Origin of the sequence: Acinetobacter lwoffii (assembly GCF_049367455.1) — a bacterium.
In the GTDB taxonomy this organism is placed as follows: domain Bacteria; phylum Pseudomonadota; class Gammaproteobacteria; order Pseudomonadales; family Moraxellaceae; genus Acinetobacter; species Acinetobacter lwoffii_W.
The window spans coordinates 2,404,244-2,418,403 of the sequence record NZ_JBMPXW010000001.1 but is presented as its reverse complement, the minus strand read 5'-3'; the positions used below and the strand labels follow the sequence as shown (position 1 = coordinate 2,418,403).

13 protein-coding genes and 1 pseudogene are annotated in these 14,160 nt (G+C 43.5%); 5 read left to right on the top strand and 9 right to left on the bottom strand.

Annotation, left to right across the window (positions count from 1 at the left end):
- The first annotated feature begins 52 nt into the window (after positions 1-52).
- Positions 53-1,123 carry a phosphoribosylformylglycinamidine cyclo-ligase gene (gene purM, locus ACO1B7_RS11580; protein ID WP_129717040.1) on the top strand — a complete coding sequence of 357 codons (1,071 nt, stop codon included), beginning with the start codon at positions 53-55 and terminating at the stop codon, positions 1,121-1,123.
- 6 nt (positions 1,124-1,129) lie between these two features.
- The gene (gene purN, locus ACO1B7_RS11575) at positions 1,130-1,759 is read left to right on the top strand and encodes a phosphoribosylglycinamide formyltransferase (protein WP_129717038.1); all 630 of its coding nucleotides are present in this window, start codon (positions 1,130-1,132) and stop codon (positions 1,757-1,759) included.
- Positions 1,760-1,824: 65 nt separating this feature from the next.
- Here purN and ACO1B7_RS11570 read toward each other — a convergent pair whose 3' ends face one another.
- Together ACO1B7_RS11570 and sppA are read right to left on the bottom strand one after the other, a co-directional pair.
- Entirely contained in the window at positions 1,825-2,628 is an 804-nt protein-coding gene (locus ACO1B7_RS11570) for an alpha/beta fold hydrolase (protein ID WP_129717036.1), read from the bottom strand.
- The gene (gene sppA / locus ACO1B7_RS11565; protein ID WP_129717034.1) at positions 2,625-3,647 is read right to left on the bottom strand and encodes a signal peptide peptidase SppA; all 1,023 of its coding nucleotides are present in this window, start codon (positions 3,645-3,647) and stop codon (positions 2,625-2,627) included. Before sppA ends, ACO1B7_RS11570 begins: the two co-directional genes overlap by 4 nt.
- Before the next feature lie 125 nt (positions 3,648-3,772).
- On the opposite strand from sppA, the gene ACO1B7_RS11560 reads away from it, so the two are divergent.
- Positions 3,773-4,747 (top strand): lysophospholipid acyltransferase family protein, encoded by a 975-nt coding sequence (locus ACO1B7_RS11560; RefSeq protein WP_129717031.1) that lies wholly within the window; start codon positions 3,773-3,775, stop codon positions 4,745-4,747.
- On the opposite strand, the gene ACO1B7_RS11555 is transcribed toward ACO1B7_RS11560, so the two are convergent.
- The 3 genes from ACO1B7_RS11555 to ACO1B7_RS11545 form a co-directional block, all read right to left on the bottom strand.
- Positions 4,736-7,198, bottom strand: a complete 2,463-nt coding sequence (locus ACO1B7_RS11555) for a DNA internalization-related competence protein ComEC/Rec2 (RefSeq protein WP_129717029.1) — start codon at positions 7,196-7,198, stop codon at positions 4,736-4,738. The genes ACO1B7_RS11560 and ACO1B7_RS11555 overlap by 12 nt on opposite strands.
- 86 nt (positions 7,199-7,284) lie before the next feature.
- Entirely contained in the window at positions 7,285-7,968 is a 684-nt protein-coding gene (lolD, locus tag ACO1B7_RS11550) for a lipoprotein-releasing ABC transporter ATP-binding protein LolD (protein WP_005265821.1), read from the bottom strand.
- Positions 7,961-9,196 (bottom strand): lipoprotein-releasing ABC transporter permease subunit, encoded by a 1,236-nt coding sequence (locus tag ACO1B7_RS11545; protein ID WP_004731768.1) that lies wholly within the window; start codon positions 9,194-9,196, stop codon positions 7,961-7,963. The genes lolD and ACO1B7_RS11545 overlap by 8 nt, the downstream gene beginning before the upstream one ends.
- 26 nt (positions 9,197-9,222) lie before the next feature.
- On the opposite strand from ACO1B7_RS11545, the gene ACO1B7_RS11540 reads away from it, so the two are divergent.
- Positions 9,223-9,786 carry a PilZ domain-containing protein gene (locus ACO1B7_RS11540; RefSeq protein ID WP_004731770.1) on the top strand — a complete coding sequence of 188 codons (564 nt, stop codon included), beginning with the start codon at positions 9,223-9,225 and terminating at the stop codon, positions 9,784-9,786.
- A gap of 9 nt (positions 9,787-9,795) precedes the next feature.
- On the opposite strand, the pseudogene ACO1B7_RS11535 reads toward ACO1B7_RS11540, so the two are convergent.
- Positions 9,796-10,709: pseudogene (locus tag ACO1B7_RS11535) on the bottom strand (DMT family transporter).
- A gap of 21 nt (positions 10,710-10,730) precedes the next feature.
- Positions 10,731-11,216 (bottom strand): YaiI/YqxD family protein, encoded by a 486-nt coding sequence (locus tag ACO1B7_RS11530; protein WP_171054293.1) that lies wholly within the window; start codon positions 11,214-11,216, stop codon positions 10,731-10,733.
- 250 nt (positions 11,217-11,466) lie between these two features.
- Here ACO1B7_RS11530 and ACO1B7_RS11525 point away from each other — a divergent pair, with 250 nt between their 5' ends.
- On the top strand, positions 11,467-12,399 hold the full coding sequence (locus tag ACO1B7_RS11525) for a hypothetical protein (RefSeq protein WP_129717026.1): 933 nt from the start codon (positions 11,467-11,469) through the stop codon (positions 12,397-12,399).
- A 410-nt stretch (positions 12,400-12,809) separates the two neighbouring features.
- On the opposite strand, the gene ACO1B7_RS11520 is transcribed toward ACO1B7_RS11525, so the two are convergent.
- Together ACO1B7_RS11520 and serC are read right to left on the bottom strand one after the other, a co-directional pair.
- On the bottom strand, positions 12,810-12,941 hold the full coding sequence (locus ACO1B7_RS11520; RefSeq protein WP_337971669.1) for a hypothetical protein: 132 nt from the start codon (positions 12,939-12,941) through the stop codon (positions 12,810-12,812).
- 41 nt (positions 12,942-12,982) lie between these two features.
- Entirely contained in the window at positions 12,983-14,062 is a 1,080-nt protein-coding gene (serC, locus tag ACO1B7_RS11515; RefSeq protein ID WP_129717024.1) for a 3-phosphoserine/phosphohydroxythreonine transaminase, read from the bottom strand.
- Positions 14,063-14,160: the final 98 nt, after the last annotated feature.

The window sequence follows — 14,160 nt, the reverse complement described above, 5'->3', positions numbered from 1 at the left end:
GAGTTTTACATATTCAGGTTATAATCGCACCCGCGAATGCGGAGACTTCATTATGAGCAACTCAACTTCTACCCCAAACACTGGTTTAAGCTACAAAGATGCAGGTGTCGACATTGAGGCGGGCGACGCGTTAGTCGATCGTATCAAATCTGTCGCTAAGCGTACCTCACGTCCCGAAGTTATGGGCGGCCTAGGTGGCTTTGGTGCACTTTGTAAAATTCCTAAAGGTTATGAAGAACCTGTTCTCGTATCTGGCACAGATGGTGTTGGTACAAAATTACGTCTGGCACTGAATTTGAACCGTCATGACACAATTGGTCAAGACCTGGTTGCAATGTGTGTGAATGACCTTCTTGTCTGTGGTGCTGAACCACTGTTCTTCCTTGATTATTATGCAACTGGTCACTTAAATGTTGATGTTGCTGCAAATGTAGTCACTGGCATTGGCGCTGGTTGTGAACTTGCTGGCTGTGCATTAGTTGGCGGTGAAACTGCTGAAATGCCAGGCATGTATGAAGGCGAAGATTACGATCTTGCAGGTTTCTGTGTCGGTGTTGTTGAGCAAAGCAAAATTATTGATGGCTCTAAAGTCAAAGCGGGTGACGTTTTAATTGGTGTGGCCTCTTCAGGTGCGCACTCAAACGGCTACTCACTGCTTCGTAAAATCTTGGACGTGAAAAACGTTGATCTAACTCAAATCGTCGATGGTCGCCCACTTGCAGATGTTGCAATGGAACCGACACGCATTTATGTAAAACCAATTCTTGAGCTGTTAAAACACGTTGATGTACATGCGATGGCACACATCACCGGTGGTGGTTTGCCGGGTAACTTACCGCGCGTACTTCCTAATGGCGCTCAAGCACTGGTAAATGAATCTTCTTGGGAATGGCCTGAGCTATTCAAGCTTCTACAACGTGAAGGCGGCGTAGAACAGTTTGAAATGTATCGCACTTTCAACTGTGGCGTCGGTATGGTGCTGGTTGTTGATGCAGCTGATGCAGACAAAACTGTTGAATTACTCAACAAGCTTGGCGAAAAAGCATGGGCAATGGGTCAGATTCAAGACAATGCTGAATCGGTTGCAGGTGCAGACGAAAAAATTCGTGTGATCTTCGCGTAATTTCACATGATTAAAATTGCTGTACTTGTTTCAGGTAGCGGATCAAATCTGCAAGCCTTGATTGATGCCAATCTTTCAGGGCAAATTGTGGGCGTGATTTCCAACAAACCTGAAGCCTTTGCTTTAACGCGTGCACAGCAGGCAGGCATTCAGACTGCAGTTATTGAACACAAGCAATATCCAAACCGTGAGGCTTTTGATGATGTAATGCATCAACAGCTTTTGGACTGGGATGTGGATCTGGTGGTACTTGCCGGCTTTATGCGAATTTTAAGTGAAAAATTTGTGAAAGCCTGGGAAGGAAAAATGTTAAATATTCACCCTTCCCTGTTGCCTTATTATAAAGGCATGCATACGCATCAGCGTGTACTCAATACCGGTGATGTTCTGCACGGTTGTACGGTGCATTATGTTACGGCTGAGCTGGATGCAGGCCAAGCACTTGCGCAAGGTGTTCTCAAGGTTTCTCACCACGATACGGTAGAAAGTTTGGCAACACGTGTGCATAGCCTCGAGCATGTGATCTATCCACAAGTCATAGAATGGATTTGTAGCGGTACGATTCAACATACTAAAGATGGTGTGCTGTATCGAAATGAGAAAATGCAAGCGCCTGTTCAATTCTGCAAGTTCTAAAAAATTTAGATATTAAAAAAACGCATCCTCGGATGCGTTTTTTTATTTCCAATACATTCAATAATTCAAGCAGACTGTTGCTGAATCAGCTGTTTGATCAAGCCTGCCACTTGAATGGGTTGCTCCAATGGGAACATATGTCCACCATCCACCACGGTAAAAGGAATACCAAATTTCTTTTGCACTTGCTGCGGGAACTTGCGGGCCAGAAATGGACCTTTCTCGGCAACGATCAGATGCACAGGAATTTTTGGTTTTGCCTGAGGCAACCACCATAGCGACGGATTCGTTCTAAAGACTGCGACCTCATCCATTTTAGGAATAGTGAGTTCTACCCCACCCCGGATGGGATCCTTCTGCAAGGCATAATCAATATAAGCTTGGAAACAATCCGCATCAAAATCCTGATAAAAACCTTTAGGACGCAGCAATTCAGCGGCCTGTTCACGTGAATCCCAATGATCACGACGGCGTTTGGACAAGCCTGCCGGAGACATTTTATCTAATGCTTTTAAGCGAAAAGTCTTGGCGATATGCAAGGCAAAGGCTTCTTTGCCCATAATCATCGGCGGGTCCAGCATGATCATTTGCGAAAACAGTTCCGGACGCTGCAAAGCCGCCTGCAGAGTTAACACGGATCCCAAAGAATGCCCCAGACCAATGACAGGTCGTCCATGGGACTGGCGCACAATACTGTCAATCACTTGCTGGGTCAGGCTTTTCCAATGATTATCAACCGGGTAACGCTTGTCTGGCCCCAAAAGCGGCACATAGATAATATCGTAATCATCTTGCAATCCATCAAACAGCTTTTGATAGACTTTGGATGGCACGCCATTGGCGTGCGCGAAATGAATCAGTGGTTTCATTGCAGTGTTGTACTATTTTCTGACTGAAGCTTCTGTGCAACCGAAGAAGCAATTCCATCCCCAATCGATGAACCCATACGACCCAACACGGATTCAAATGGACTATATTCAATGGTGTAATTCAACGCTTTTTCAGTTTTCAGTTCACGTTTTAGAGTATTTAAGCTACCGATACGATCCGCAATCCCTAATTTCACCGCCTGATCACCGGTCCAGAACAAGCCAGAGAAAATGGCAGGATCATTGGATTTCAATTTATTGCCACGTCCTTGTTTAACTGCATTAATAAAGTGACCATGCACATTATCCAGCACACCCTGTACATGAGCTTTTTGCGCAGGATCAACTGGCTGAGTCATCGACAACAAAGCTTTATTTTCACCTGAGGTCATGGTGCGATCTTCAACACCTAATTTTTGCAGCAGATTATTCACACCATAATTCGGCATGATCACCCCAATTGAACCGACCAGACTCGATGGATTGACAATAATTTCGTCCGCAGCTGAAGCAATATAATAAGCACCTGAAGCACCTGTATCGCCAATCACGGCATACAGTTTTTTCCCAGAATGCTGTTTTTTCAGATACTGAATTTCCTGCCAGATCTCATCCGACTGTACCGGTGAACCGCCAGGTGAGTTGATATTCAGTACCACTGCTTTACTTTGTTTATTTTCAAAGGCTTTTTTCAGTGATTTGATGGTATTGCTACTGTTGACACTCTGCTTGTCAGCAGCAATCGTCCCCACAATATCCACGACTGCGATATGAGAACTTGCAGCAGTACTGGCATCTGAAGAAACGGAACTACAGCTTTTGCCTAGCGCCAAAATAACGACAAGCAGATAAGCAAAAGTCAGAAATTTAAAGAAAATCCCCCAACGGCGCGCGCGGCGCTGTTCTTCTACCGAAGCTAAAACCGCTTTTTCCAGCAGTTTCCATTCCGGACCAGTCGGTTGAACTGGCTGTTGCGTATTTTGTATTTGATTTTCAGGTTTTGGTGGCCAATCGGACATAAATAATCCAATAAATTGATTTATATTGAACCCATTATATACACTGAATCGGGTAATTCTGTCTAAACAAAACGTTTTCGCCTATAATAAATTTTGTTCTCTTTTTTTGTACTTAGACGAAATCAATGACGAAACAGGGCTCACGGAATTCAGCTTACGGTTTACTCAAATACATTAGCCGCCAACCGCTTCCGGTTTCTCGCTGGATGGCCCGTATTCTGGCCTTTATTGTGAACAGTTTTAAAGTCACTAAAACTTCGGAAGTCATTCGCCTGAATCTTGAAATCAGTCTTTCAGAACTGTCCGGTCAGGAACGTGAAAAGATTAACCGTGCTGCGGTTCGCAATGAATTAATGTCATATTTCGAGTTCTTTACTATTTGGGGCTCAAGCAATCAGAAAAATCTTAAACGCGTTCATCGCGTTATTGGCGAAGATCTACTTCATGATGCCCTTGCACAAAATAAAGGTCTGGTTTTAATTGTGCCGCATTTTGGTACCTGGGAAATCATGAATGCCTATATCGCCCAGTTCACTTCAATGACCATTATGTACAAACCTGTGAAAAATCAGGCTGCAGATCAATTTGTACGAGCCGCCCGTAGTCGTGAACAAGCGCATCTGGTGCCGACCGATGAATCTGGCGTTCGTCAGATTTTTAAGGCCTTAAAACAAGGCGGCACTACGGTCATCCTTCCTGATCATACCCCGAATATTGGTGGTGAATATATTCCTTATTTCGGTGTTCCTCTGGCCACGAGTAATTTGAGTGCCAAGCTGATTCAAAAGACCAAAGCGCGTGCCCTGTTTTTATATGCTCTACGTAATACTAAAGATGGATTCGATATCTTTATCGAAACCGTTGATGAAAAAATTTATAGTGGCAATGCCAATCAGGGTACTCAAGTCATTATCAATAGTATTGAAAATTTAATTCGTCGCCATCCGGAACATTATCACTGGAGTTATAAACGCTTTAATGCGCATCAAGACTTGGGAAATCTCTATAAACTTGAACATGAACAAGCCTTGGGCAAAGTAAATGCATTAAGAACTCAAGAACTACATGAAGTTTCGCCCATATTGGAATCAGTGACTTAAAGGCTGACGATACAACCACCGCCATTCATGCCGTTCGGCAGAAAGCACCAATTTTGAGCCTTGTTGCTGGAAGTGCACACTCCCCTGTTCTGCCGTGGTCAATAAGGGAATATTAAGGGCTTTCAACCGTTGCTGCGTCAGTTGGCTCGGGTGGCCATAACGGTTAAATTTCCCAGCCGAGGCAATCGCCAATTTAGGCTGTAAAACTTCTAAAAATTGATAGGCTGAACTGTGCTGACTACCATGGTGTCCAAGCACCAGCACATCGACTTTCAGTTCCGGATAATCTTGGAGCAGCTGGTATTCAGTTTCCCAGCCCGCATCGCCCATCAGTAAAAAGTTTTGATACGGTCCGGCATTTTTGACTTGCAGATATACTACACAAGAGTGGTCGTTTTTATTGAAGTTTGGCGTATTTAACTGCTGCTGCCGAGGTGCCAGAATTTTAAAGTTAATCCCTTCAGGCCATTGCCATTGCTGTCCTTCATAGCAAAACTGAAAGTTTGAAGAAGCAGCCGTTTCAGGTATCTGATTAGATGATACTTGTTTGATGTTTAACTTATCTTTAATACTGTGATATGCACCGCTATGGTCCTGATCCAGATGGGTCAAAATCAGTTGATCCAGCTCTCCAACCCCTTGCACAGACAAAAACGGCATAATCACTTGCCGGCCAATACTGAATTTTTCTTCATTATAATAACCGCCCATGTCGATCATCATGCTGTGTTGCCCGTCACGAATAAAGATGGCCTGTCCCTGCCCGACATCCAGAACAGACAGCTGAAATGCATGCTGATTAAGTTGCGGAATGCACAGTGGTACACAGGCAAGTGCGATCCAGCTTTTGGGCACTAAGCCCCGCGGCAAAAAGACAATTAACAAGCCCAATATGCATAGACCCATCATCCAGACATTCATGGCCACCGGAATCAGTTGTGGCGCAAACAGCCGATCAAGCAGATTCAGAAATGCCAGCAGTATATGAATGAAAATATCATTGAGCTGAAACAACAGACTCGACAATGGTTCAGAGACGAAAAACAGTAAAGCCGCCAGAATATCCACTGGAACAATCAGCAGGCCAATCCACGGTATAGCCACCAGGTTGCTTAGCGGCGTAATCCAGGCCACCTGCTTAAAGAACAGCATCATTAAGGGAAACAGGGCCAGAAAGATTTTCCACTGCGACTCCACCAAGACTTTTATTGTAAAATACAGTCGTTGTAATGCTGTTTGTACTGTCTCACGCGGTTGTTGCTGAATGGTTTGGTAGATTCGCAGCAAGACAAAACAGGCCCCATAAGACAGCCAGAATGCGGCCGATAAAATACTAAAAGGATCAAAGAGCAACAATAAGGCAGCACTTAAAATCAGCAGTTTTAATGGCTGCACACTTTGCCTGAGCAACAGTGTAAAAGTCACAATCACACAAATCAGTAAAGTACGGAGCGCCGGAATTTCAAAACCGACGAAGGCACAATACAGCAGTACACACAGCAAGAAAGGCAGACTCAAAAAATACTGCCTTGGCCATTTCAGATAAATCTGCGGCGTGTACCTTGAAATCAGATATTGCAAACTGCCACAGATGATAAAGGCAAAGATCAGGACATGTGGTCCAGAAATTGCCAATAAATGACTCATGCCAAAACGCTGGAATTGCTGTTCCGTCGCTTGATCCAATAGACTTTCATCACCGCTTAATAGAGCCAGTAATAAGCCTTTCTGCTGTACGGGTTGTCTGGCCACAAACTCTCTTAAGGCCAGTCGCTGTTGTTCTACCCAAAGCAAAAATCGCTGATCCAACTTTTGTTGCTGACGGAAATGTTGAGCATGACCTAGTGCATAGAGTTGTTGCGGTTGCAACTCTTGGATATGTTTGATCCTAAACCCAGCCATAACATTTTGCTGTAATGCCCATTTTTCTGCATCAAAAGCACCCGGTGTGGCATAACTATGGTTAGGTCGAATCTGGCCTTGCAATAAATAATAGTATCCCAGCTTAAGGGTCTGCTGTTTGGTTTCATCATTTACCAAACTAGATGTGACAGGATCTGAAACTGGCAGAAAACCCATCCACTTAACCGTAGTACCATCAGGATTAAGCACATGCAAGGCTTGCTGGATATTTTGATCACCCAGTTTATTCAGCTCTTTGATATATACTACGATTTCTTTTTCAGCGACTTCGTGCTCTCGCTTGGATAAACGTTCAGCCAATTGCAGATTGGCATAAGCATGACCTAAAAACAGTCCCAAAAGCAAGCTTGATCCAGCGATCAACAAGCTTCGCAGCGGTGTATTCAAGATGAACTTTAATTTATGGCAACACAGATACCACAGCAGCGCAATGATCAAAACTGCCGTCCTGCTCAGTTGAACAGACAGGAAACTTTTCCCCATACAGGCAAGGCCTAAAATCCAGCCAATACATAGCCACTGCAACATTGAATCTTATTCTGTCTTGTTATTATTTTGCCCAATAATAAAGCCCACCGGAGTGAGCTTCAATCAAATGCGAATATTCTCGTTATTTATGCTTCAATCCAGAGACCATCCTGCATATGCAAAATCCGGTCGGCCGCATGCGCCAATTGTTCATCATGGGTCACAATTAGCATCGCCATATTGAACTCACGTTGTAATTCGGTCAGCAGTTCAAAAATCTTTGCTGCAGTCTTGCGATCCAGATTTCCGGTCGGTTCATCGGCCATCATCAGTTTAGGTTTACCCACTACCGCACGCGCCAAGGCTACACGCTGACGTTCACCGCCAGACAATTCACCCGGCTTATGGGTTAAACGATGCGAAAGCCCCACGCGTTCCAGCAAATATTCGGCCTGTTGTTTGGCTTCCTTGAATTTCATGTTATCGCGTAACATCAGTGGCATCGCTACATTTTCCAGTGCGGTAAATTCTGGCAACAGGTGATGGAACTGATAAACAAAGCCCAAATGCTCATTTCGCACATAACCGCGTTCTGCTTCAGACAAGGTATCAAAACGGCGACCATTCACCATGACCTGACCCGAAGTCGGACGATCCAACCCGCCCAGAACATGTAATAAGGTACTTTTACCTGAACCACTTGAACCGACAATAGAGACAAATTCACCCGCTTTTACCTGTAGCGACAAGCCACGAATCACATCGACAGTGGATTTACCATCGGTAAAGGACTTGTGAATATTTTGGGCATCTAAAATCAGATTACTCATAACGCAATGCCTCTGCCGGTTGAATTTTTGCTGCACGTAAAGCCGGATAAATCGTCGCGACAAAACTAAGTGCCAGTGACAAGCCTACAATCACCAGAACATCTTGCCAGCGCAGATACGAAGGTAAGTAGTTAATAAAATAGGCATCAAACATATTCAGACCTAAAGTATTGTTCAGCCACCCAATAAAGCTACTGATACTGGTTGCCGCAATAATTCCGAGGATAGCTCCTGCGCAAGTTCCAATGACCCCAATCACGGTGCCTTGTACCATAAAAATTTTGGTAATGGTGGCAGGTGAAGCACCCAAAGTTCGTAAAATAGCAATGTCCGATTTTTTATCCGTCACCACCATCACCAGTGAAGACACAATATTAAATGCCGCGACTAGAACGATCAGGAATAAAAGCAGGCTGACCATGGCTTTTTCCATCTGAATCGCGCTGAACAGATTACCATGGGTATACGTCCAGTCCGAAGCATAGAAATTCGCCGGTAAATCACGCACAATTTCCTGAGACACTTGTGGTGCCAGGAAAATATCATCCAGTTTCATCCGCACACCCTGCGCACCATCCGGTAGACGCAGTAAAGTTGACGCATCATTTAAAGCGATATAACCCATCATTGAGTCGACTTCAGCACCAATACTGAAAATTCCCACGACTTTAAAACGCTTAAAACGTGGGACGACACCGGCGGGTGAAGGGGTGGCTTCTGGCAGAACCAGGGTAATATTGTCGTTTAAACCTACACCCATGGCATCGGTCATTTGCTTGCCCAAAACAATACCGAATTCACCTTTTTTAAGGCTGTCGATACTGCCCTCAACCATATGGTTTTGTATGATCGAAACTTTTTTCTCATACTCGGGTTCAATCCCGCTGACCATGATGCCAGCGACCTGACCCTGTGCGGTCAGCATACCTTGTAATTGAGTAAAAGGTGCAACCCCCTGGACATGTTCATGCTGCTCAATCTGCTTTGCAAGTTCAGGCCAATTTGTTAAAATTTGCGTCGAGGAAACAGTCGCTTGAGGTATCATTCCCAAGACACGATTTTTCAACTCTCGGTCAAAACCATTCATCACAGACAAGACTGTAATGAGGACTGCCACACCGAGTGTAAGGCCGATCATTGAGACCAACGCGATAAAAGAAATGAAGTGGTTACTACGCCGTGCGCGAGTATATTTCAACCCTATATACAGCGAGATTGGTTTGAACATAACCATCTAGTCCGAGGTAATAAATTATGGAAAATGTACAGCATCCAAACGGATTTGCGGAAAGACGCGTCATGTCTCGAATCGATGCTGCCTTACGAATTAATTATCAGATTATTTCCGATGATGTTGCCTTGAATGATCCTTACGATCCTAACTTCGTGTTGCCCCGCTATTTTCTACTACTTGCAGAACTAGATCAATTTGATCATGCGGTTAACTACGAATTAGAACAATTATCTGAAAAAGATCAACAAATTGCTCGAATCTTATCCTTATTCAACCAAAAATTAAACCTTATTACCGGTTCTTTGTATGACGCAATTGTACAAAGCATGTTACCTGTACCGGAACAGGTGAACTTTTCAGAAACCGGTTTTAGCTTCTTTAATGAGCGTCCTATCGCTGAAGGCACTTATCTGCACGTGACTTTGAGTCATCCGGAAAATTTCTTCCATATTGCAGCAACCGCTCAGGTGGCCTACAGTCGCGAAGAAGAAAATGGTAAATATCGGACAGGTGCGTATTTTATTACCATGCATCCACAAGATCGTGTCAAACTGGGTGAATGTGTCAAAGCCGACTTTGCTTAAATCGCTGACTTAGTGGTGCTGGTTTGTTGATGGCAGGCGGGCAGCATAGCTGGCTTTAATTTCTCTGGAAAAATATAACAATAAACCCGCCAGCAAAATGCCGACACTAACAACTGCTGCACCGGATAGTTTTTCATCATTGAGAAGTACGCCGACAAATAAGCCAGCATCGGTGTCAGCACTGTGGTCAAAGACAAGGTCGTCGCCTTGATTTTCTGCACCAGTTTAAAATAACAGAACATGGCAATCAGTGAAGCCATCACCACAGCATATCCCAGTCCGATCAGTGATTTCGCCTGTGGCATCTGGGTAGGCGCAAATTGCCAGATAAAAGGCAGCATGGCACAGGCCATGAGGGCTGAAACCGCGATCGAACCAGCCGCTTGTGCCATGGGCTGCAAAGGTGCATTGACCTTTTTCACCCAGAACATTGACACACAATAAATAAACACGCTGAGTAACATCAGGCCGATGCCCACGGGCTGAATATGCTGATCTTTGCCACCCACACAAATAATCCCCAGTCCCAGCAGTGCAATTGCCATGCCGCACCACTGTGAAGGATAGAGTTTGAGTTGAAAAACGAAACGGCCAATCAGGCCGGTAATAATCGGGGCCAGTCCGAACATCAGGGCAATAATGCCTGAACTCAGATAATCCGTGGCCAGATAAGTGAAAATCTGTGAGCCGATAAAACTACATGCACCTGCCAGGTAACTGTGCATGGATAATTTATCTAAGGGAAAACGGGTTTTAAACAGCCACAACAAGGTAAATGCAAAAGGTAAAGCCAAAAAGAAACGCAATGCCAAAGCCCAGAGCGGATGCAAATCCGTCACACTCCAGACAATAGCTAGCGGTGTCGTTGCCCAGATAAAAACCAATAAAAGATAGGTGGCAATCATATTGGTTTGTGTGGGCATGCGAGTCACTCTGAATAAGGCTTAAAGCGCGGAAGTTTTACGTTTTTGTTTTTGGATGGTCTGATCGAGTGCGCTGGAAAATTCGCGTTTATCCCGTTCTGAAATCGGGGGTGGCCCACCCGTTTGCACGCCAGCTCCGCGTAAGCTGTCCATAAAATCGCGCAGGTGTAAGCGCGCTTTGACATTGGCCGTAGTATAAATTTCACCACGGGGATGAATCGCAATTCCGCCTTTTTCAATCACTTCCGCAGCCAAGGGAATATCTTGGGTCATGACAATATCATGCTCTTTCATACGCAGAATAATTTCTTTATCTGCAGCATCCGCCCCACTCATCACCTGAATTGAATTAATTCTGACCGAAGGTGTAATACCTACCGGCTGATTGGCAACAAAAGTGACTTCCAGCTGATAGCGATCCGAAGCACGAATAATCACATCTCGCAGCATACGGGGCAATGCATCGGCATCGACCCAAAGTTTGAATGGCAACACAGGGCTTCCCATTAAGGTATAAATCATGGTTATTCTAGCAAATTGCAGTGATCAGGTTGATGATTAAATCGCTCCATTTTCATTGCATCTGCCCTCTTTATTTTAAAAAGTATGTGCCCGGTAAAACTGGCGTGATTCACACGAGAAAAAAAATTGACTTAATTTGACTGGCATTTTAATTTTAAAATTCATTCGATTGACTTGAAAAATCGCAATGACCCTCGATTAACTATAAATACATCATCCAAGATCAATTGTGCATATGAAAAATCAGAATAGCCCAGAGATCATCACCATTGATGATCAAAATTTCGGTAGTCATGTCGAACACTGGACCTTGCTCACCGACAATCCGGGCACAGATGTACCACAGTGGTTAGGCAAAGCTCTTGATGAACCAATCATGCCGATGGGCCTTTGTACACAAGAATGTGATATGGATGCAGAGACTTGGCTGATTCAGGGACCGAGTAAAGCTGCGGTACAGTTGAGTCAGGTGATTGCCGTCGAAAACAACAAACCTCAAGCGGTAAAAACTGCATTTCCGTGCTTTGACAGTCCTTATCAGGTGAAAGCCACGATTGACCGGATTATTAGCTGTAAATCCAATACTCAGGCTGTATTGCGCCTGAATCTGGGTGCTAACAATATTATTTACGCTTTCGATAGCCTGTATAGCGTCAATCACCCGCACTATGAAAAAGACCAGTCCTATGTGGTAAATCTGAATGGCTGGGCCTATGAACTTGAAGCGGTCGCAGATCATGAGCATCTGGTGGTTGATGATCCGGCTTCGATCAAGCACCACCGTGCCTTGAATGATATTCTGGCTGCCAATAATGGTGTGGCCCCAGATAATTTGCAGGAACAGATTGATGCTTGGCAGCCGCAGTCCGAAGAAGATAAAGAACCTGTAACCGTAGATTTTTCTAAAATGGTGGCTTATCTATATGGCGAAACTATGGGTCAGGAAGATGAAGCCTGGTTCCAGGGCAATATTGTCGGTAAAACCACCATGCAGTTTATGGATCAGGACTACACCCTGTATGATGTCACCCTGATTCATGAAGAAGACCAGCCTGCGACCTTGATCCGGATTGCAACGCGGAATGACCAGTTCAAAAACTTCCAGATTGGTCAGTATATTCGTGGCAACTTGTGGATTCAGGCCAATATTTATAGAAAAGCGGCCTAAGTTCAAACATATAAAGAAGATATTCATTTTGATGGGTATCTTCTTTTAATCCATCTATATTCTTATTTGTCATTTTAATTTTTGATTATTTTTTATACATATTTTCTCGCTTAATAATGTATTTAAATTCATTAAAAACCAAGTTATCCACATTTTTAAATTCAAATGAATTCATTTTAAATATTTAAAATAACCTTAAAAATCTTGTAAAAATAAGCATTTGATTTCTCATATAAATAATCAGATGTCATGCAAATCTAATATTTAAATAAAATTAAAATTTATGCTCTTTAATCAAAAATGTACTTTATTTAATCAATTTTTTATGATAAAAATACTCACAACAAATTAGTATTAACGATAAATAGATCGGACAATAAATATCTATGAAAATCGTGCAAGAAGAAACATTACAACAGGTTGAGCATCATCTTAGCTCCCGCTATAATATTGATATGATGTCCTGCCTTTTTTTCATGTTGGGGATGCTGATCTGCGGATTCATCCTGCATACTTTTATTTTCTAAAATTATTGTACTCATAAAAAAAACCCAGCCTGTGCTGGGTTTTTTCGTTTCAGGAATTAACCATTGCGTTTGGCAAAGTCATCCATAAAGTTCACCAATGCCTGCACGCCTTCTAAAGGCACAGCATTATAAATACTTGCGCGCATACCACCCACTGAACGGTGACCGGCAAGATTCAATAAATGCTGCGCTTCGGCTTCTTTCAGGAACTGTTTCTCAAGATCAGCATTGGCCAAGGTAAATGGTACATTCATGATTGAACGGTTTGCTTTTGCGATTGGATTCGCATAGAAATCGCTTTGATCAATATAACCATAAAGCAAGTTAGCTTTTTCAAGGTTCACCTTGTGCATGGCCTCTACGCCACCATTTTCCAGTAACCACTCGAATACCAGACCAGATAAGTACCATGCATAAGTTGATGGTGTGTTGACCATTGAGCCATTTTTCGCTTGATCTGCATATTTCAAGATGCTTGGAATTTCAGGTTTAGCTTGATCAAGTAGATCATCACGAATGATCACCAGCGTTAAGCCAGCAGGCCCGATATTCTTTTGCGCGCCAGCATAGATCAAACCAAATTTAGAGACCTCTAAGGGTGCAGATAAAATGCTTGATGAATAGTCGCACACTAATGGCTTATCTGTTTCAGGAATTGAAGCAAATTGCAGACCGCCAATGGTTTCATTATCGGCATAATGCACATAAGCTGCATCATCAGAAAGATTCCATTCGCTTTGGGCACTGATCGCATATTTTCCATCAATTTGGATACCTGCTTTTACAACATTGATATCGCCATAACGTTGCGCTTCTTTCAAAGCTTTTTCAGACCAGATGCCGGTATCGATATAGTCTGCTTTGTTGTTTTTGCCAAGCAAGTTCAATGGAATTGCCGAGAACTGTAGTGATGCCCCACCCTGCAAGAACAATACTTTGTAGTTCTCAGGAATATTCATGAGTTTGCGCAGGTCTGCTTCCGCTTTTTCAGCCATGGCAATATAGTCGGCACTACGGTGGCTCATTTCCATGATCGAAAGACCTTTGCCATGCCAGTCAAGCATTTCAGCTTGAGCTTTTTCAAGTACGGCAGTCGGTAATGCAGCAGGACCAGCACAGAAGTTGTACGCGCGCATGATTTTTCCTTTCAGAGTGAAACACAATAAAATGATGGCATTTAACCATATCTGGCAGGGTCTTGCACAAAATTATTTCAATCTATGAGTCAAGATAG